General features: G+C 53.3%; 13 protein-coding genes. 2 read left to right on the top strand and 11 right to left on the bottom strand.

The genetic code is table 11. The features are described from left to right. Nucleotides 1–76 precede the first annotated feature (76 nt). From carB to dapB, 3 genes are all read right to left on the bottom strand, one after another. Nucleotides 77–3,298, bottom strand: a complete 3,222-nt coding sequence (gene carB, locus ACTUJZ_RS00565) for a carbamoyl-phosphate synthase large subunit (protein ID WP_463634322.1) — start codon at nt 3,296–3,298, stop codon at nt 77–79. Between the two features lie 15 nt (nt 3,299–3,313). Further along, on the bottom strand, nt 3,314–4,441 hold the full coding sequence (gene carA / locus ACTUJZ_RS00560) for a glutamine-hydrolyzing carbamoyl-phosphate synthase small subunit (RefSeq protein ID WP_463634321.1): 1,128 nt from the start codon (nt 4,439–4,441) through the stop codon (nt 3,314–3,316). Nucleotides 4,442–4,708: 267 nt separating this feature from the next. Further along, entirely contained in the window at nt 4,709–5,518 is an 810-nt protein-coding gene (gene dapB, locus ACTUJZ_RS00555) for a 4-hydroxy-tetrahydrodipicolinate reductase (RefSeq protein WP_463634320.1), read from the bottom strand. Between the two features lie 148 nt (nt 5,519–5,666). Between dapB and ACTUJZ_RS00550 the strand changes: the two genes are divergently transcribed. After that, a complete protein-coding gene (locus tag ACTUJZ_RS00550) occupies nt 5,667–6,350 on the top strand; it encodes a cytochrome b/b6 domain-containing protein (RefSeq protein ID WP_463634319.1) in 684 nt (227 codons plus the stop codon). A 15-nt stretch (nt 6,351–6,365) separates the two neighbouring features. On the opposite strand, the gene ACTUJZ_RS00545 is transcribed toward ACTUJZ_RS00550, so the two are convergent. The 6 genes from ACTUJZ_RS00545 to grpE form a co-directional block, all read right to left on the bottom strand. Then, nucleotides 6,366–8,585: a putative bifunctional diguanylate cyclase/phosphodiesterase gene (locus ACTUJZ_RS00545; protein ID WP_463634318.1), complete on the bottom strand. Its 2,220-nt coding sequence runs from the start codon at nt 8,583–8,585 to the stop codon at nt 6,366–6,368. Between the two features lie 263 nt (nt 8,586–8,848). Continuing rightward, nucleotides 8,849–9,067 (bottom strand): hypothetical protein, encoded by a 219-nt coding sequence (locus tag ACTUJZ_RS00540; protein WP_463634317.1) that lies wholly within the window; start codon nt 9,065–9,067, stop codon nt 8,849–8,851. A 100-nt stretch (nt 9,068–9,167) separates the two neighbouring features. Beyond that, complete coding sequence (locus ACTUJZ_RS00535; protein ID WP_463634316.1) at nt 9,168–9,650, bottom strand: c-type cytochrome; 483 nt, start codon at nt 9,648–9,650, stop codon at nt 9,168–9,170. 111 nt (nt 9,651–9,761) lie between these two features. Beyond that, nucleotides 9,762–10,895, bottom strand: coding sequence for a molecular chaperone DnaJ (dnaJ, locus tag ACTUJZ_RS00530; RefSeq protein WP_463634315.1), 1,134 nt, complete (start codon nt 10,893–10,895; stop codon nt 9,762–9,764). A 188-nt stretch (nt 10,896–11,083) separates the two neighbouring features. Continuing rightward, nucleotides 11,084–13,015, bottom strand: coding sequence for a molecular chaperone DnaK (gene dnaK / locus ACTUJZ_RS00525; protein WP_463634314.1), 1,932 nt, complete (start codon nt 13,013–13,015; stop codon nt 11,084–11,086). Nucleotides 13,016–13,107: 92 nt separating this feature from the next. After that, nucleotides 13,108–13,752 carry a nucleotide exchange factor GrpE gene (gene grpE, locus ACTUJZ_RS00520; protein WP_463634313.1) on the bottom strand — a complete coding sequence of 215 codons (645 nt, stop codon included), beginning with the start codon at nt 13,750–13,752 and terminating at the stop codon, nt 13,108–13,110. Nucleotides 13,753–14,014: 262 nt separating this feature from the next. Between grpE and ACTUJZ_RS00515 the strand changes: the two genes are divergently transcribed. Beyond that, on the top strand, nt 14,015–17,341 hold the full coding sequence (locus tag ACTUJZ_RS00515; RefSeq protein ID WP_463634312.1) for a hybrid sensor histidine kinase/response regulator: 3,327 nt from the start codon (nt 14,015–14,017) through the stop codon (nt 17,339–17,341). Here ACTUJZ_RS00515 and ACTUJZ_RS00510 read toward each other — a convergent pair. Continuing rightward, nucleotides 17,335–17,976: a response regulator gene (locus ACTUJZ_RS00510; RefSeq protein WP_463634311.1), complete on the bottom strand. Its 642-nt coding sequence runs from the start codon at nt 17,974–17,976 to the stop codon at nt 17,335–17,337. The two genes, ACTUJZ_RS00515 and ACTUJZ_RS00510, sit on opposite strands and share 7 nt — an antisense overlap. Before the next feature lie 102 nt (nt 17,977–18,078). Continuing rightward, entirely contained in the window at nt 18,079–20,406 is a 2,328-nt protein-coding gene (locus ACTUJZ_RS00505) for a TonB-dependent receptor (protein ID WP_463634310.1), read from the bottom strand. Between the last annotated feature and the right edge of the window lie 191 nt (nt 20,407–20,597).

Raw genomic sequence — 20,597 nt, 5'->3', positions numbered from 1 at the left:
CAAAAAAAGTGCGCCCTAAAGGCGCACTGATTTCTTTAATTATTTAAAAGGATACCGCGTATCCTTTTTTTTGTCATCAAGGATTAATGCGTGCGTGCAATTCCTGTACGGAGGTTGCCCGGTTACGATCATCGGCTGACTTGGCCTGCACTGTGGCAAAGGCGGCATTCATGGTGGTGGTATAGGTCACCTTGTTGAGCAGCGCTTCGCGACGGATATACACCGAGTCAGTGATGGCCTGACGGCCTTCAGTGGTATTGATGATGTAGTCGTACACCCCGTTTTTGATGGCATCGACAATATTGGGCCGCCCTTCGGATACCTTATTGACCACCGAACTCATGATGCCGGCATCATACAGCGTGGTCGCGGTACCGCGGGTACACTCAATCTCAAAGCCATTATCAGCCAGCAGACGCGCCAGCTCAATCACCCGTTTTTTGTCGTTTTCACGAACGGATAACAATACCTTACCGGCTTTGGGCAGTGGCGCGCCAGCACCCAGGTTGGCTTTGGCGTAGGCTTCTTCGAAAGTTTCCCCGACGCCCATCACCTCACCGGTAGAACGCATCTCCGGGCCCAATAGCGGATCCACACCCTGGAACTTGGCAAACGGCAGCACCACTTCTTTAACTGAGTAGAACGGCGGAATGACTTCTTCGGTGACGCCTTGTTCAATCAGGCTGGTGCCAGCCATGACCCGGGCGGCCACTTTGGCCAGCGGGATACCAGTGGCTTTAGACACAAACGGCACAGTCCGGGCAGCACGCGGGTTTACCTCAATCAGATATACCTCACCGTCTTTAACCGCAAACTGAGTATTCATCAGGCCGATAACCCCCAGCTCCAGCGCCATGTCTTTCACTTGCTGGCGCATCACATCCTGAATGTCCTGTGGCAGCGAATGCGGTGGCAACGAGCAGGCAGAATCGCCCGAGTGAACCCCGGCTTGTTCGATATGCTCCATGATGCCGCCAATTACCACATCGGTGCCATCGCTGATGGCGTCGATATCTACCTCGATGGCGTCATCCAAAAAGCGATCCAGCAAGACCGGCGAGTCATTGGAGACCTTCACCGCTTCGGTCAGATAGCGCTTCAGATCTTTCATGTCATAGACAATTTCCATGGCACGGCCACCCAGTACATAGGACGGACGCACTACCAATGGGAAACCGATTTGTTCAGCCTGTTCCAGCGCTTCTTCCATGTTGCTGACCGTAGCATTGGCAGGTTGCTTCAGGCTCAGCTTATTGACCATATGCTGGAAGCGCTTACGATCTTCAGCGCGGTCGATAGCATCCGGCGGCGTGCCGATGATAGGTACACCGTTAGCTTCCAGCGCGCGAGCCAGTTTCAGCGGAGTTTGGCCGCCGTACTGTACGATCACGCCCTTGGGCTTTTCTTTGGCCACAATTTCCAGAACATCTTCTAATGTTACCGGCTCAAAATACAGGCGGTCTGAGGTGTCGTAATCGGTAGAGACGGTTTCCGGATTACAGTTGACCATGATGGTTTCATAGCCATCATCGCGCAGCGCCAGCGCCGCATGGACACAACAATAATCAAATTCGATGCCCTGGCCGATGCGGTTAGGCCCGCCACCCAGTACCATGATTTTGTCATTGGTGGTCGGCGCTGCCTCACACTCTTCATCATAGGTGGAGTACATGTAGGCAGTGCTGGTAGAAAACTCAGCCGCGCAGGTGTCGACCCGTTTATATACCGGGCGGATGCCAAAGCCGTGGCGCACATCGCGCACATCGCTCTCAGCCACATCGGTCAGTTCGGCCAACCGTGCATCAGAGAACCCTTTGCGCTTTAAGGTGCGCATCATATGGGCATCAATTTTGCCGATGCCCATTTCAGCCACCTGGCTTTCCAGCTGGACCAGCTCTTCAATCTGTACCAGGTACCAGCGGTCAACATTAGTCAGCTCAAAAATTTCGTCCACCGACATGCCCATGCGGAACGCATCAGCGATATACCAAATTCGCTCAGCACCCGGCTCGCGCAGTTCATACATCAGCTTGCTGCGGGCATCGGCATCGTCCAGGTTGATCATGGGGTTAAACCCGGTAGCACCCACTTCCAGGCCGCGCAGGGCTTTTTGCAGGGACTCTTGCTGATTACGGCCAATAGCCATCACCTCACCCACGGATTTCATCTGGGTGGTCAGGCGGTCATTGGCCCCGGCAAATTTTTCAAAGTTAAACCGTGGGATCTTGGTAACCACATAGTCGATGGATGGTTCAAACGACGCAGGGGTCAGGCCGCCAGTGATGTCATTGTCCAGCTCATCCAGCGAATAGCCCACCGCCAGCTTGGCGGCGACCTTGGCGATGGGGAAGCCGGTGGCTTTAGATGCCAGTGCTGATGAGCGCGATACCCGCGGGTTCATCTCGATGATCACCATGCGGCCGGTTTGTGGATCGACACCAAATTGTACGTTAGAGCCGCCGGTTTCCACGCCGATTTCACGCAACACTGCCATGGCGGCATTACGCATAATCTGAAATTCTTTGTCGGTCAGGGTCTGGGCCGGGGCCACCGTAATGGAGTCACCAGTATGCACACCCATGGCATCGAAGTTTTCAATGGTACACACAATGATGCAATTATCATTTTTGTCGCGCACCACTTCCATTTCATACTCTTTCCAGCCGATCAGCGACTCGTCAATCAACAGCTCGTTGATGGGTGACAAGTCCAGCCCGCGGTGGCAGATTTCATTGAATTCATCAATGTTGTAGGCAATCCCGCCGCCGGAGCCACCCATGGTAAATGAGGGACGGATAATACACGGAAAACCGATGCGGGTGAGCACATCGTGCGCTTCGTCCATACTGTGGGCAATTTCAGCGCGTGGACATTCCAGGCCGATATTGCGCATGGCTTTATCAAAACGGTCACGGTCTTCGGCTTTATCGATAGCATCGGCGGTAGCGCCGATAAGCTCTACACCAAACTCTTCCAGTACACCTTTGCGGTCAAGTTCTAACGCACAGTTCAGCGCGGTTTGCCCACCCATGGTCGGCAGTACCGCATCCGGGCGTTCTTTTTCAATGATTTTGCGCACCACTTCCCACTGAATTGGCTCGATGTAGGTGGCATCGGCCATGTTCGGGTCGGTCATGATGGTGGCAGGGTTAGAGTTAACCAGAATGACCCGGTAACCTTCTTCGCGCAGGGCTTTACACGCCTGGGCACCGGAGTAATCGAATTCACAGGCCTGGCCGATCACAATCGGACCAGCGCCTAAGATTAGAATGCTTTTTAAGTCAGTACGTTTTGGCATAGCGGGCGTGTCCTACTACTTGGCTTGTTCGATGAGTTCGATAAAGTGATCAAATAATGCACTGGCTTCCTGCGGGCCGGGGCTGGCTTCAGGGTGGCCCTGAAAGCTGAAAGCCGGCTTATCTTTACGATGGATGCCTTGCAATGACTGATCGAACAGAGAAATGTGGGTCACTTCCAGATTATCCGGCAACGTGGTTTCATCCACCGCAAAACCGTGGTTCTGGCTGGTGATCATGACCGTATTGCGGGCCAGATCTTTGACCGGATGGTTGGCACCGTGGTGGCCAAATTTCATCTTGATGGTCGAGGCACCGCTGGCCAGCGCCAATAACTGATGACCTAAACAAATGCCGAAGGTCGGAATGCCGGCTTCAACAATTTCCTTAATCGCGGCGATGGCATAGTCACAAGGCGCCGGGTCGCCCGGGCCATTAGATAAAAACACACCGTCCGGTTGCATCGCCATGACTTCGCTGGCCGGGGTTTGGGCTGGCACCAGCGTGACCTTACAGCCACGGTCCACCAGCATCCGTAGAATATTGTGTTTGACCCCGTAATCGTAGGCCACCACGTGAAAGCGAAACGACTCAGGCGTGACATAGCCCTGCCCCAGCTGCCAGCTGCCGCTGGTCCACTCGCGGGCTTCTTTGGTGCACACTTCCTTCGCTAAATCCATGCCTTTTAAGCCTGGGAATGCCTGGGCTTGCTTTAATGCATCCTGTTCATCCAGCTCGTCTGTGCACACGATGCAGCCGTTTTGCGCGCCTTTATCACGCAGCAAACGGGTCAGTCGACGGGTGTCGATATCGGCAATGCCTACCACATTATTGGCAGCCAGATAGTCAGATAAGCTTTGTTGTTGACGAAAGTTACTGGCGATCAGGGGCAGATCACGTATCACCAGGCCTTTGGACCAGATGGTGTCAGCTTCGACGTCTTCAGAATTGATACCGGTGTTACCGATGTGGGGATAAGTCAGGGTGATGATTTGTTCAGCGTAAGAGGGGTCAGTGAGGATTTCTTGGTAACCGGTCATGGAAGTATTAAAAACAACTTCCCCAACGGCAGTACCTTTGGCACCTATCGCCGTACCTTTAAAAACAGACCCATCCTCTAACACCAAAAGGGCAGAATTAGCCAAGTCAACCTCCAAATTAAGGATAACCATTAGTTTCAACACTTTACGTATCGAAACGTACAAAAAACGGGATGCGAGTCACGCTGGCTCTGCTTCCCGTTTGTAGTCTTTGCAGCTAATAAACCTGCGCTAAGCCCAGCTCAGCGCAAAATCTTGGCAAATTCCAATAAGTATACAGCAGCTTTTGCTCAAGGTCTACGCTGATCTGGGAAAAGTGTAAAAAACAGCGCTTTAACCATTATTTTCAGTAAAACACCGTGAAACTTACAGTTAACCCGCTGATGGCAGGCCCAGTACATCGGCCATGGAATATAGCCCCGGTGGCTGACCATTGAGCCACAATGCCGCGCGCACGGCGCCATTGGCAAAAGTGAGACGGCTGGATGCCTTGTGCGTGATCTCCAGGCGCTCGCCTAAATCCGCGAACAACGCAGTGTGTTCGCCCACGATGTCGCCCGCCCGAATGGTGGCAAAGCCAATGGTTTGCTGATCCCGCTCTGGCTCATGCCCCTCACGGCCGTACACCGCACACTGGGATAAATCACGACCCAGTTCGTCGGCAATGGCTTCACCAATGGCCATGGCTGTGCCCGACGGGGCATCCTTTTTAAACCGGTGATGGGCTTCGGTAATCTCGATATCTGCGCTGTGGCCCAGTGCCCGGGCGGCCTGGCGTACCAGGCTAAGCATCAGGTTGATGCCCACACTGTAATTGGCGGCAAACACAATCGGAATCGACTGACTGGCCTGATGCAGCCGCGCCAGTTGTTCATCATTTAAACCGGTGGTACCAATCACCACTGGCATATGATTTTCGACACACCAATCAAGGTTGTCGGTCAACGCTGCTGGCAGCGTAAAATCAATCATGACATCGACCTGCTTAGGATCGATATCAGCCACCGCCTGGCAGTGCACCGGCAAGCTACCGACGCCGGCCAGCTCACCCACATTCATGCCTTTGAATGGCGAGTCAGCGCGTACGGTTGCCGCACTGAGTGTGGCTTGCTCTTGCTGGCGCACAGCATCGATCAGTACCCGGCCCATGCGGCCGTTGGCACCAAAAATTCCTGTGTTCATTATTTTGTTACCTGTGGTTTGCATATGGGTATTGTGCCTGTCTGCCGGGGCGCTGCAAGCCTGCCTGGCAAAACCTGTAAGATTATGTTCAGGCTTGTTTTTTTAAGGCAGGCTGATACAACATACATGTCAATGGCAGGAGCATAGCATGAAACCACAGTTAATTTGGGATTTACCCACCCGCTTATTTCACTGGCTACTGGTGGTCGGGTTAGGCGGGCAGTATGTCACCGCTGAATGGCTGGACGATGCCATGCAATGGCATTTTTATATTGGCTATGGCTTATTAACTCTGATTTTGTTTCGTCTGTGCTGGGGGCTGTGCGGGCCGCGCTATGCTCGGTTTAGCGCCTTTGTGACCCACCCGCTGGCAGTGTTGCGATACAGCCGCAGCGTGTTTTCGCGCCAGCCCAATGATTATGCCAGCCATAATCCGCTAGGCGGCTACGGGGTGTTAGTGATGCTGGCGCTAGTATTGGTCCAGGCAGTCAGCGGTCTGTTTATGACCGATGATATCTTTATGCAGGGGCCTTGGTATGGCCAGGCCGATGAGGCCACGCGTGAGCTCATGAACTGGCTACACCATGTCAGTTTTGAGGCCCTGCTGGTGGTGATTGCGCTGCATCTGGTAGCTGTGGCCTGGTATGTCCTGAGAAAGCGACAGGCCCTGGTAAGTGCCATGGTACATGGTAAAAAAGCCACCGCGCACCGCCCGATTGGCTCGTCGCGGTTGTGGCTGGCGCTGGTGATTCTTCTGCTGTGCTGTGCGCTGACCTACTATGTGGTTGAGGTAGCGCCGCCTAAGCCGATGGCCGATGCGCTCTATTACTAACAGCAGTTGCAGCGGCTACCCGGCTTTTTCCTGATTTGAGCGAGACGGGCGGAAGCTGGCCTGGCCGATTTGTACCGGCTGGTTGCATGTCGCAGGCCTGGTGTCGCGTGTCAATTGCAACAACTCCAGCCAATCCGCTTCTGGCATAGGCCGCGACAGATGAAAACCCTGCAGCACATCGCAGCCGCGCTGGATCAGATAACTTAACTGCACTTCGTTTTCGATGCCTTCAGCCACGGTGCGGATCCCCATGGCATCCGCCATATCAATAATGGTGTTTACAATTGGCACATCATGCTGCTCAAAATTGATTTCATCGACAAAATAACGGTCGATTTTGAGCTCACAAATGGGCAGTTCCTTGAGATAGCTTAAGCTTGAGTAGCCGGTGCCAAAATCATCAATGGAAAATGAAAAGCCACAGGCAGCCAACGCCGCCATGCGTTCGCGCACGATACTGATCCCCGAGACCACGGTGGTTTCGGTAATTTCCAGTTGCAACTGGTTCGGATGCACTTTCCACTTTTTGACGATGGCCATCAGTTTGTCGTCAAAATCCGGGCGGGCAATATGGCGGCCACTGATGTTCACCGCAATGCGGGTGGTCGAGCCTTTGGCTTTGCTTTGGGCGAGTAGCCGACAGGCTTCTTCTAGCACCCAGTAGCCAATGTCCACAATCACATCACTTTCTTCGGCAACGGGAATAAACTCGGCCGGACCGATGGCGCCCAATTCGGGTTGCTCCCACCGCAACAGTGCTTCTGAACAGATGATCTCCCCCGAGGCGCTGTATTGCGGCTGTAATACCAGATAAAACTCATTATTTTCCAGCGCTCCGGTAAATGCCTGGGCGATATAATTGTGCCGTTCGTAGTCTGAAAATGCGCGCCGGTCAAAAGTGACCTTGCCGGCTACCCCCTGCCCCTTAGCGCGGTTGCGGCCGTATTCGAGGATCCCGACAATTTTTTCAAAACTGGCCAGTTCGCCCTGGATCAGCGCTGAGGACACCGACGCACTGATGGGATGGCAATGGTCATGCAAGCTGATATCCGCCAGGATCTCCTGCTGCAAGATACGCTGGGCATCTTCCAAAATGGCTTCAACTGTGCTGTTATCTGCATCAAACGGTGCGCTGTACAAGATAAAAAACAAATCAGCATGACCGCGGTACGCGGTGAACAACGGTGAGATGTGCGCATCAATACGCTTGGCCAGAATGCGCAGAATAAAATCGCCGGTGTCTTTGCCATAGGTTAGGTTGTAATGGGAGAACTTGTCGATATCGAACATCAGGCAAAACAAGTCCTGTCTGGCCTGACGCGATTGTTCAATCAGTTGGTTCACATCCCTTTCAAACGATTTAAAGTTGGGCAGACCGGTGACATCATCATAAAACGCCATGCGGTAGATATCGTCGGAGGCTTGCTTGCGCGCAGTAATATCACTGACTATCACCACAAACTGGTCTGGTTGGGGGCTGGCGATCGGATGCACACTGAGCTCTACCGGAAAATACTCGCCATTGTGCCGCACCCCGTAATGCTGCACATGGCGCACTGCATTTTTGAGCAGTAAAGGTGCGGGCTCACCGTGGTCAGCGCTGCTTAACAATTCTGGAATAAACAAGCTGATGCTGCCTTCAACCGCCTCATCGGTTGCCAGATCAAAAATACGGTTTACAGCGGCATTGGTGGTAATCACCTGACCGGTCTGGCTAATGGTAAACACTGCATCATTGAGACTATCCAGCACTGTTTTTAGATACCCCGGGTCGGACCGGCGTGATGCAATCGCCGATTGCTCGGCGTCACTGATGAGCACTGGGGGCTCGTCAGGCTCACAGTGCTGATCGGCGTGGCCGGTAAACCAGGCATCCAGCGCACTGCTGGCCGCGCTCACCTGGGCCATCAGACGCTCGTCGGCATCCTGCTGCAATTGACAAATAAACCAGATTTCTTGATTCGCTGACACAGCCAACACCCGACTGGCGGCCCAGCCTGCCTGTGGCGTCTGCCAGCAGACCAGCGGGTAGCGAGCCCGGGGCGCTGGCCATTCAAATGCTTCAGGCAACGGGCACTCACCGGCAATAGCTCGCCATTGGCCGGCTGGGGTTTGGCGTACGCCTAATGCGCAGCAGCTGATACTGGGATGGGTAGCAATCGCCGCCAGTGCAATCTCTAACTGGGCTTTGCCGTCGGGTTGGATAAATAATGATAATCCTACTGCGCTACTCACCGGGGCTCTCCTTTGTGTCCTAGCACACGCAATACCGACAAAGCTTTATACCCGCTTTTATTGCAACTTTGGCAGCACTGCACTTCATTTGAAACTAGTCACAAACCGTAGGTCTGGCAAATTTAAATCGCCACGGGAAATGATGTAAACGCATTCAACACACCGCTTGACTGACCGGTATAGCGTAACAACGGTTTACTTAACAGCAGGTTAGAATGATAAAGCAGCCAACAGAAAATGTTGGCTGTTCAGCGTGCAGATAATCAGGGTTTGGCTGGCGTATTATCGAGCAGTTCAGCAATCTCACTTTGATTACTGCTTTTGGCCAGTTCAATAAGGTGCTGCTTTTGCAACTCGTCCAGCATCTCGTGGGTAAGCAATTGTTTTACCCGGTTGATCTCTCCATTGGCGATGGCGGATTGCAGTCCTTCCATGCCCGCGATGGTTTGTTGATTTGGCGAATCTGACTTGTCGGTATCCATAGTTTGTCCTTTGCAGTTCTGGTCAGGGTGTCTATAGATTCGCTTCAGACCGCCAAAGAGTTTACCGCGCCCGTCAAAAACTTAGGCTGGCCCCCGGCGGTTAATCCTTTTTATAGTCGTCATGACAGGATTTGCAGCTGGCTCCCACATCGGCAATGGCCTGGCGGTATTTATCCTGCTCACCTTTTTGCGCGATCTGCTGCAAGGTGCGCGCGGCATCTGCCAGGGCATCGATTTTTGCGGTCACATCCTCGTAGTTATCCCACAGGTTGTCTTTGGCACCTGTTTCAACCTCAAAGTCACGGGTATCCACGTACAAATAATCGCGCAGCATGGCGGCTAGCTGTTCAATCCGCATGCCGTGGGTTTGCATCGCCTGGGCATCATATTCAATTGCGCCTTTGGCCATGCCGCCCAGCGGCGCCATATTGCTGCCTAACAGGGTATATACCGACTGGCGGTAGTCCACCATGGCTTTGGCATGCTTTTCAGACATGGCGGGCTTAACTGTGTCCTGCGCGAAGGTATGAGGGGCCAGTAACAAGCCGGCTACAGCCAGCAAGTGCTTTACCTGAGTTTTCATAAAACATTCCTTATTTACTATCACCATTGGGTGCTGTTTATTTTATACTCTACGCAGTCCTGGGATTGCTTACCAGCAAAAAAAACCCTCCGCGAGCGGAGGGTCTTTAAATTAGTTGGTCAGGTCGTCAAAAAACTTTTTCACACCATCGAAAAAGCCCTGTTCTTTGGGCCGGTGTTTGCTTTTTTCACTGTCCATCGACGCATCGAGCTCTTTGAGCAATTCTTTTTGCTTAGATGACAGATTGACCGGCGTTTCTACGACCACCTTACACATCAGGTCGCCAACCATACCGTTACGCACCGATTTAACGCCTTTACCGCGTAAGCGGAACATGCGGCCGGTTTGGGTTTCCGGGCTGACCTTCAGTTTAACCTTGCCATCTAAGGTCGGCACTTGTAACTCGCCACCCAGTGCAGCAGTGGTGAAGCTCAGCGGCACTTCGCAGTACAGATTATTGCCGTCACGGGTGAAGATATCATGTTGTTTAACATGCACCTGCACGTACAAATCACCTGCCGGAGCACCCGCTTCACCTGCTTCGCCTTCGCCATTTAAGCGAATACGGTCGCCGGTATCCACACCCGCCGGGATTTTAACCGACAAGGTTTTGGTTTTTTCAACCCGGCCCTGACCACGGCAGCTATTACACGGATCAGAGATGATCTTGCCGCGCCCTGAACAGGTTGGACAGGTTTGCTGTACTGCAAAAAAGCCCTGACGCATCTGCACTTGGCCGGCACCATGACAGGTAGGGCAAGTGGTCGGCGACGTGCCTTTTTTAGCACCGGAACCATGACATGGCTCACACTCAACCAGGGTCGGTACACGTATTTCGACATCTTTGCCGCGTACCGCTTCTTCCAGGCTCATTTCCAGGTTATAGCGCAAATCTGCACCCTGGCGGGCGCGAGATTGACGGCCACCGCGACCACCGCCAAAGATATCGCCAAATACATCGCCAAAAATGTCGCCAAAATCAGCGCCACCACCACCGAAGCCGGCTCCGCCGCGATTAGGATCCACACCTGCATGGCCGTACTGATCATACGCAGCACGTTTCTGATCATCGGTCAGAATTTCGTAGGCTTCCTGAATTTCCTTAAATTTATCTTCCAGCGATTTATCGCCCTGGGTGCGGTCGGGGTGATACTTCATCGCCAGTTTTTTGTACGCCTTTTTAATATCGCGTACACCGGCGCTTTTATCCACGCCTAACACTTCGTAGTAGTCACGTTTCGACATATCGCTACTTTTCCTACTTCGTTAGCAGAGGGCGGGCGCTTACCGGCCCACCCACTCAAATTTGGTTGCTACAGTGCATTTTTTTGCCCTGTCTCTTACACAACAAAAGGCGCAACAAGAAAGTCCTGCTGCGCCTGCACTGTGACTACATCCCGGCCCGATAGCAGGCCGGAACATCAAACGACAGCTTACTTTTTATCGTCGTCTTTCACTTCTTCGAACTCAGCATCGACAACATCATCGTCGCCTTTGCCTCTGCTCTGCTGCGCTTGCTCACCACCAGCGTCAGCTTCACCCTGACCAGCCTGGGCCTGGGCAGCTTCCATCAGTTTGCCAGACGCTTCAACCAACGCCTGGGTTTTCGCTTCGATTTCCGCTTTGTCTTCGCCTTTGCTTGCAGCTTCCAGGTCCGACAATGCTTGCTCGATAGGAGCTTTGTCTTCTTCGCTCAACGCATCGCCTACTTCTTCAAGCTGCTTGCGAGTTGCGTGGATCATGCCGTCAGCCTGGTTACGCGCCTGAATCAGTTCTTCGAACTTCTTATCGGCATCTTTATTGGCTTCGGCATCCGCTACCATTTTTTCCACTTCTTCATCGCTCAAGCCTGAAGACGCTTTGATGGTGATCTTCTGCTCTTTGCCAGTGTCTTTATCTTTAGCAGACACATGCAAGATACCGTCAGCGTCCAAATCGAAGGTCACTTCGATTTGTGGTACACCGCGGGCCGCCGGGCGAATACCTTCTAAGTTAAACTGACCCAGTGACTTGTTGCCACTGGACTGTTTACGCTCACCCTGAAGTACATGCACAGTTACTGCAGACTGATTGTCTTCAGCCGTGGAGAAGGTTTGCGACTTCTTAGTCGGGATAGTGGTGTTTTTCTCAATCAACACCGTCATCACGCCGCCCATGGTCTCAATACCCAGTGACAGAGGAGTAACGTCCAGCAGCAGTACATCTTTTACGTCACCGGCCAGTACACCACCTTGAATCGCAGCACCTACCGCTACCGCTTCATCCGGGTTTACATCTTTACGCGGATCTTTGCCGAAGAATTCTGACACATATTTTTGTACCAGAGGCATACGGGTCTGACCGCCTACCATGATGATGTCCTGGATATCGCTTACTGACAGATCAGCATCGGCCAGAGCTTTTTTCACTGGGTCCAGAGACTGTTTAACCAGATCTTCAACCAGTGATTCCAGCTTGGCACGGGTCACTTTGATCGCTAAGTGCTTAGGACCTGAAGAATCTGCAGTGATGTACGGCAGGTTCACTTCAGTTTGCTGCGCTGAAGACAATTCAATCTTGGCTTTTTCTCCGGCTTCTTTCAGACGCTGCATGGCCAGTGGATCTTTACGCAGATCGATACCTTGCTCACGCTTAAATTCGTCAACCAGGTAGGTAATCATGCGGTTATCGAAATCTTCACCACCTAAGTGGGTGTCACCGTTAGTCGCCAGTACTTCAAAGGTATGCTCGCCGTCTACCGCGTCGATTTCGATGATAGAGATATCAAAGGTACCACCACCTAAATCGTATACCGCGACAACATTGTCACCTTTTTTCTTGTCCATACCATAGGCCAGCGCCGCTGCAGTTGGCTCGTTGATGATCCGCTTAACTTCCAGACCAGCAATACGACCGGCATCTTTAGTTGCCTGACGCTGAGAATCATTGAAGTAAGCAGGTACGGTGATAACCGCAGCAGTGACTTCTTCGCCCAGGTAATCCTCGGCAGTTTTCTTCATCTTTTTCAGCACTTCAGCAGATACCTGCGGCGGTGCCATTTTGTCGCCTTTGGCTTCTACCCAGGCATCGCCATTATCGGCTTTAACAATTTTGTACGGCATGATGTCGATATCACGCTGCACTTCTTTATCTTCAAAACGACGGCCAATCAGACGCTTGATAGCAAACAGCGTGTTTTCAGGGTTTGTTACTGCCTGACGCTTCGCTGCTGAACCTACCAGTGTTTCACCGTCATTGGTGTACGCAATAATGGAGGGAGTTGTACGATCGCCTTCCGCATTTTCGATAACGCGCGGCTTGTCACCATCCAGCACCGCGACACATGAATTCGTTGTACCTAAATCGATACCAATGATTCTACCCATTACGTGTCTCCGAATTTCTATTCTTTAAAGTCTGCATTTTTAGTGGGGTTATTTACCCACAATTCAACAGTGAGTGTTTAAAAAAATTGCTTTTAAGCTTTGGTGTCCACGCCACTGTCCGGGGCGCGGGCGACCATAACCATGGCTGGCCGCAACAACCGGCCATTTAATTCGTAGCCTTTTTGCATCACCGCCATAACTGTATTTGGCTCATGCTCGGCACTTTCCTGCATCGACATCGCCTGATGCAGTTCCGGGTTAAACACCTCGCCCTGTGGGTCGATAGTCTTCACCCCAAATTTTTCGATGGTGCTCAAAAACGCTTTTTGCGTCATCTCAACACCTTCCAGCAATGGCTTCACTGCGTCATTGCTGCTGTCGCCGGCTTCCAGCGCCCGCTCCAGGTTATCCACCACTGGGAGTAATTCGCCAGCAAAGCGTTCCAGCGCAAACTTACGCGCTTTTTCCACTTCGGCTTCGGCACGGCGACGGGCATTCTCCATGTCAGCACGAGCGCGTAACACGCCGTCTTGCTGCTCTTTGATTTTTGCCTGGGCATCTGACAAGGCTGTTTCCAGCTCATAGATGCGCGCCTGGGCAGCATCTTCGCCGGCGGCGTCTTCGCTGACCACTTCACCTTCGTGTACCGGCACCTCTTGTGCCTGTTGGTCGTTCGCCTGTTCGGTCACTACCTCGTCCTGCTCGGGTTGCGCCTGTTCGTCGCGCTTGTCGCTCATGCCTACCTCCAACTAAATATTCAGGGCAATTCGAATTACCCCTTCAATAGGGTCGTTCAACGATTTTTCCAGCCTTGGGCTACAATTTTTTTTACCGCCTTTAGCTAAATGGCACGCTGAACATCGTGTGCAGCAATTTATGGGGCTGTTTGTGATGTCTTCAAGGGCAAGACCTTCGGATTTTTGTGGAAATACACACTAGGCGGACCCGGCACTATTCGGTATGTTAATAGACTCAACACACTCTGCGCATCTGATTAACATGCTGACAATCTGGACAGTTGGCGCCATCGTCATTCTGTATCTGTGTTTTTTGTTTGCTGTGGCCTTTTTGGGCGATAAATATTTACGCCCCAATCAGCAGCATCCGTATCTGTATAGCCTGGGCCTGGGGGTACATTGCACCTCCTGGGCATTTTTTGGCACTACCACACAGGCACTCCAGTTTGGGTGGCCGGTCGTGCCGACCTATGCCGGGATCATAATGGTGATGGCCTTTATGTTTCCTGTGCTCCTACGTATCAACCGGCTGTGCCAGCAGCACAGCATCAGTTCGCTGGCCGACTTTGTGGCATTGCGCTATCAGCGCTCGCACATGATTGCCGCGCTTATCTCCCTGCTGTGCTTTATTGGTGTGGTGCCCTATATTGCCCTGCAGCTGGATGCCATCACCAAAAGCATTGCGCTGCTTGCGCCTGAAGCTTCCAGCGGCCCCCATACAGTCGGCATGTATGTAGCCGCATTGATGGCACTGTTTGCCATTTTGTTTGGCACGCGCAGCTTAAGTCTGAAAGAAAAACATCCTGGCCTGCTGCTGACCATCGCGGTGGAATCTGTGCTTAAGCTGGCCGGCCTGACTATTGTCGGAATATTTGTGTGCTACAGCTTGTTCGACGGGCCGCTGGATTTGTTATTGCAAGCTGCTGCACATCCGGCCGGACGGGCGGTGCTAGGCGCCGATACCAGCGGCTGGGTGTATGCCGGGCATATGCTGCTGGGGGTCTGTTCCATGTTTGTGTTACCGCGCCAGTTTCATATGAACTTTGTTGAATGCAATGGCGAGGGCGAGCTGCGCACTGCGCGCTGGCTGTTTCCCCTCTACTTACTGGCCATGACCGTATTTGTGCTGCCCATTGCGCTGGCCGGCAGTGTGTTGCTTGACACGGCTACCATCAGTTCTGATGCATTTGTACTGGCGCTGCCACTGGCCAGTGATGCGCCGACGATAACCCTGGCAGCCTTTGTGGGCGGGCTGTCGGCCACCACCAGCATGATCATTGTGGCCACTCTGGCACTGGGGATTATGATTGCCAATAATGTGGTGACGCCGCTATGGCTGCGGGCGCGCATTTCCACCCGCTCGTTAAACACCATGCGCCCGGGCGGGATATTGACCATTCGCCGCGCCACCGTGTTGGTGGTGCTCAGCGTCGCCTACTGGTATCACCTGCATGTCAGTCAGTCAGCCCCGCTGGTGAAAAGCGGTATCATTGCTATTGCCCTGTTAGGCCAGATGCTACCGGCGATGTTGCTGGGGCTGTACTGGTCGCGCGCCAGCTTAGCCGGGGCCGGAGCGGGCTTACTGGCCGGCCTGGCCGGCTGGCTGGTGTGGGTGCTCTACCCCAGTGTATTATCCAGTTATTATTTTGACCCGCCGCCCAGCGATGCCATACTGGCCCGCGGTTTTGTGTTGAGCCTGCTGGCAAATGTAACTGTGTTGCTGATTATCAGCTTGCTTACCCGGCCGCGCGTGGTTCAGACAGATAGCCAGCACGCCCGACCACCGTTGTTGATGATCCGCCTGGCCACCCTGATGCAGCTGACTGAACGGGTTCTGGATTCCGGCGATTATCAGTCGTTGCAGGCTCAACTGGCGACCCGCCTGGGGTCCAACCAGGGCTTTGCCAGTGCCGCGCTGTTAAATAAGGTGGAACAATTGCTGGCTGGCCAGGTGGGCACGCCCGGGGCCAGGGTGTTACTCAGCGCCATCGCTGAAGATCGCCACCATACCGTACCGGATTTGGTGGAATGGGCAGAAGAAGCCTCGGTGTCGTTTCAATTTAACCATGAGGTGCTGCAATCCTCGGTGCAGCACATCGAACAGGGAATTTGCGTACTAGATCATAATCTGTGCCTGCTGGCCTGGAACCAGCAATACGCGACCTTATTTGACTATCCACCCCAGGCACTGCAAGCCGGCATGACCATTCATGCCTTACTGGCATTTAATGCCCGGCGCGGGCTGTTGGGCGATGCTGAAAATGTAGAGCAGGAAATTGCCAAGCGTATTGCTCATATGCAGGCCGGCACCCGCTACAAATACGTTCGACGGCAACCGGATGGCAAGGTTATTGAGTTACATGGCAGCCCGCTGCCCGGCGGTGGCTATGTGACCACCTACAGTGATATTTCCGAGCACATCAAAACCCAGCAGGTATTAGAACAGCGGGTGCGCCAGCGCACTCAACAACTGCAGCAGGCACAACAACAGGCAGAACAGGCCAATGAAAGCAAAACCCGCTTTTTGGCCGCTGCCGGTCACGATCTGATGCAGCCATTTAATGCTGCCACCCTGTTTGCCGCCCTGCTTACTGAGCAGACCCGCCACACCCCCCATTTTTCGCTGAGCCAGCAGCTGCAATCCTCGCTGCAAAGCGCTGAAGCGCTTCTTAGTACGTTGCTGGATATGTCGCGGTTGGATTCCGGTGTGATGCAGCCTGACTGCACCGACTTTGCGTTGCAGGAGGTGTTGGGCCCGTTGAGCCAGGAATTCGCGGTAATTGCCAGCCAAAAAGGCTTGTCGTTTCGAACAGTACCCAACGCTTTGTGGGTGCACAGCGACCCGCGCCTGTTACGCAGAATTGTGCAAAATCTGGTGGCCAATGCCATTCGCTACACCCGCCAGGGCACCGTATTGCTAGGTGCACGCCGGGTTGGCACTAAGCAGGTGGCCATATGGGTCTGCGATACCGGCCCCGGGATTGCCGCGCATCATCAACAGGCGATTTTCGCAGAGTTTCATCAGCTAGAAGGCAATGAGGCCAACGCCGGACTGGGGTTGGGCCTGACCATTGTTGAGCGAATGAGCCAACTATTGGGCCACCCGGTAAATCTGCAATCACGCCCCGGGTTTGGAACCCGGTTTACAGTGACTGTACCGCGCCGGGCAACACCGGCTAGCGCCCCCGCACCAGTTCACGCTGAGCCGCTTGCCGGGGCCTTTTTACCTCGCAGCCAGGTGTTGTTAATTGAAAATGATACTGAAGTGGCTGAAGCGCTGGCGCTGACACTGACCGGCTGGGGCGCCCAGGTGTTGGTGGCAGCCGATTTTGACACCGGCCAGACACGCTGCCCGACTCCGCCGGATTTGATGATCGTAGATTATCATTTGAACCGGCGGCAAACCGGCACCGAAGTGGCCAGTGCGCTGCGCGCATTTTGGCAGAAATCTGTGCCCGGAATTCTAAATACCGCTAAACGGGATGCGGGCGTGAAAGCCGAGGCCGCACACCATCAGCTACATTATTTACCCAAACCAGTTAAGTTGCTGGCGCTGAAAAAGCTGCTACGCGAGGTACTGGCTCAGTGACCGGCCACCACCTGGTTGTATAACACCCCGGCCTGGGTTCGATTGACTACGTGTAATTTTCGCAGCACTGCAGAGACATGTTGTTTCACGGTGGACTCGGAAATTTGAAGTGTGTAGGCGATTTGCTTGTTGAGCAAGCCATCGGCCAGCAGTGCCAGCACCTTGTACTGGTGGGGGGTCAGTTGCGCCAGATTTTGTACAAACAACGCATCCGGTGAGGCCTCCGATGTCGCCAGCGGCTGTTCTACATAGTCCGGGACCCAGGGCAGGCCATCCAGAATGTGGTCAACCGCAGCAATAATTTGCGGTAACGGCGTGGATTTTGGAATAAAGCCACCGGCCCCAAGTTGCATTACCCGTCGGATCAGCGCACTGTCTTCCTGAGCAGAGACCACCACGACCACCACATCAGGCCACTGGCTAAGTAGTTCTGCTAAGCCACTCAATCCACTGGCACCCGGCATGGTTAGATCTAAAAACACCAGTTCGATGGCCTCATGCTGCGCCAGAGCCGCCTGTGCCTCATCCAGCGATGCCGCTTCATACACGGAATCGCCAACAACGCCCTGCAAAGCATGTTTTAGGGCTGCACGAAACAAGGGATGATCATCAGCAATCAATACCGAAGTAGTCATAACCTAACAATGTTAATTATTTGTTAGCCACTGTAGCATATATTATCGTGGGTAAAAGCGTTTTACGCAGGCCAGGGGGTGGCCTGCGCAAGCATGGCTAGTCTAGAAACGATAGCCCAGGGTGAGGTGAACAGTACGCGGATCGCCGTAGTAGCTGATCAGGGTGGTATCGTTGCCCAATCCGGGGCCAAAGCTGCCATCTTCCAGTCGGGTAACAAAATCGTAGCCACCGACGATGTATTCTTCATCGGTCAGGTTTTTAAAGTGCAAGCCGCCATACCACTGGCCTTCCACACTTTCCCAGTTGACACTCAAATTTGCCAGTCCGTAGGCATCCTGCTGAATCAAATCGCTGGTTTCAAAAATCAGATACTCATCACGGTAATAATAGTTGGCATTAACTGTAAAAAATCCGTAGGCGGTGTCCATGGTGTAGTTGGCCGCCAGATTTAGCGTATGTTCGGGCGTACTGGCCAGCCCGATGAGTGGCGGAATGGCATTGTTTTCTTTGATCTCAAAATCAATAAAGCCATAGGCCACATCAAACGACAGATTATTGGTGGCCACATAGGTCATCTCTACTTCCACGCCGCTGGCTGCGGTTTCCGCCGCATTACGCAAACGTTGCTGCAATGCGGTGGGATCGTCAGAATTGCCCTCGATGCCGATATACTGGCGGTCCTGGTGATCGTAGGTAAACGCGGTGGCGTTCAGACGAAAACGATCGGTGAGGTCGCTTTTCATGCCCAGCTCAAATGAGTCTACGATTTCCGGGTCGACCCCCGGCTCATTAATGGTAGCACGCGGATTAAAGGTGCCCGACTTAAAGCCCTGGGCATAGCTGGCAAAAAACAACGTATCGCGTGAATACTGATATTCCACCCCCACTCGCGGCGTAAACCGCGACCAACTTTGCACGGCCGGCGCATCCGGTACGCCGTCATTGTCCGTGTCGGTGCCCAGAACCTGCGGAATAGGCACATTGTCAGGGCGCTCAAAGCCGTCTATCCAGCCAGTTTGCGGGTACAGGTTATACAGCACCGTGCCGTTAAAGACCGAGGCTTGTTTTTCCTCATCGGTATAGCGCGCGCCCAGTGATACCGATACCTTGTCGGTGATATCGTAATTAAGCTGCGCGTACCCCGCCCAGCTTTCGCTGTTATTGCACCCGGACACTTCCCGGGTAAAGCCCGGGGTGCCTTCCGGGAAAATCTCCAGCGCTGCAAAATCGCGCCCCAATACGCCCAGGATGGCATCAAACATCCCACAGGATTCGCCATCGTAATAATACAGGCCGCTGACCAGCGTCATATCATTGCCGGTGATGTTCAGTTGCAGCTCGTGGGTCTGGTTTTCATCTTCGTATATCGCTGGCACATCGAAGATATCCAGCTGGGTATTGTCAAAATCGATATTGGTGGGCGAGTAACTTTCCCGTTTGGAGCCAATGTATTTAAGCTCGGTCATAGCATTGACATTATACCGGGCCAGCCAGCTTAAGCCGTCCAGCTCCACCTTGTTAGTGGTGGGCAAACTCGAATAAGAATCAAACACCGAGTCCGGTTGCGGGGCATCCGTGCGCAGACTGGGTAATAGGCGGTAGCCACCTTTGGCGTTGGAGTCATCTTCGGTTTTATCCCAGCCCAGGCGGAAAAATAAATCGTCGGTGGGGTGCACTTCCAGCGTCAGCCGCGCCGCCCACAAATCTTTGTTGTAGTTTTCGGTATCCTGGCCTGGCTGAGCCAGGATCAAGAACTCGCCAAAGCCGTCGCGATTAAGATTGGCATAACCAAAGCCTAAGAAGACCTTGTCCTGAATCAGCGGGTACTGGCCGGTGATTTTGACATCCCGCTGATTGTAGCTGCCAATGGTACCCTGCACATTGAGCTGCGGGTCGCCGGTCATTTCTTTGGTGACATATTTGACCGCCCCTCCAATGGTATTTTTGCCATACAGGGTGCCCTGGGGCCCGCGCAACACCTCAATGCGCTGTACATCCAATAAATCCATCACCGCACCCTGCGGCCGCGCGATATACACATCATCAATGTAAATGCCCACACCCGGCTCATAGCCCCACAGCGGATCCTGCTGGCCCAGACCACGGATAAACGCAGTCAGGGTGGAGTTAGTGCCACGGCTGGTTTGCAACGTGGTATTAGGAGAGAACTGCTGCACCTCGGTAAGTACACTGATGCCTTTTTCAGTCAGTTCAGCCGCGCCGATGGAGGTGATGGCGACCGGCACTTCCTGCAGGGTTTCCACCGTGCGCCGGGCGGTCACTTCAATGCGCTCTAAGCGTGCTTCTTCGTCTTCTGGCTGCCCGGCTTGCTGCGCCAAGGCCAGCGGGCTGGCAGTTAGTGCGGCGGTCACTGCCAGCGCGCACAGGGTTTGGCGCCGACGGCAAAAAATAGGGGTATGGTAAGTCATGCGTAATCCTTTTATTGTCGCTTTTGGTGGAAATCATGTTCCTGACGAGCTAGCGGTCTGATGATTAATTTATCGACAAAAAAACCACGCGTATCTAGTACCTTAGTACGTAGCACCATCGTACTATGGGCGCACAGTACTGCTTTAGGGCACACTGAGGTTATTCCTTGGCGGGTCTGCGGTAACAGAAC

It is taken from the genome of Alteromonas sp. WD8-37, from assembly GCF_055326825.1.
This window is presented reverse-complemented; position numbering and strand designations above follow the sequence as displayed.

Coding starts and splice junctions, on each gene's coding strand:
- carB (WP_463634322.1), bottom strand. CDS start 3,298: ATGCCAAAACGTACTGACTTAAAAAGCATTCTAATCTTAGGCGCTGGT.
- dapB (WP_463634320.1), bottom strand. CDS start 5,518: ATGAACACAGGAATTTTTGGTGCCAACGGCCGCATGGGCCGGGTACTG.
- ACTUJZ_RS00550 (WP_463634319.1), top strand. CDS start 5,667: ATGAAACCACAGTTAATTTGGGATTTACCCACCCGCTTATTTCACTGG.
- ACTUJZ_RS00540 (WP_463634317.1), bottom strand. CDS start 9,067: ATGGATACCGACAAGTCAGATTCGCCAAATCAACAAACCATCGCGGGC.
- ACTUJZ_RS00535 (WP_463634316.1), bottom strand. CDS start 9,650: ATGAAAACTCAGGTAAAGCACTTGCTGGCTGTAGCCGGCTTGTTACTG.
- dnaJ (WP_463634315.1), bottom strand. CDS start 10,895: ATGTCGAAACGTGACTACTACGAAGTGTTAGGCGTGGATAAAAGCGCC.
- dnaK (WP_463634314.1), bottom strand. CDS start 13,015: ATGGGTAGAATCATTGGTATCGATTTAGGTACAACGAATTCATGTGTC.
- grpE (WP_463634313.1), bottom strand. CDS start 13,752: ATGAGCGACAAGCGCGACGAACAGGCGCAACCCGAGCAGGACGAGGTA.
- ACTUJZ_RS00515 (WP_463634312.1), top strand. CDS start 14,015: ATGCTGACAATCTGGACAGTTGGCGCCATCGTCATTCTGTATCTGTGT.
- ACTUJZ_RS00510 (WP_463634311.1), bottom strand. CDS start 17,976: ATGACTACTTCGGTATTGATTGCTGATGATCATCCCTTGTTTCGTGCA.
- ACTUJZ_RS00505 (WP_463634310.1), bottom strand. CDS start 20,406: ATGACTTACCATACCCCTATTTTTTGCCGTCGGCGCCAAACCCTGTGC.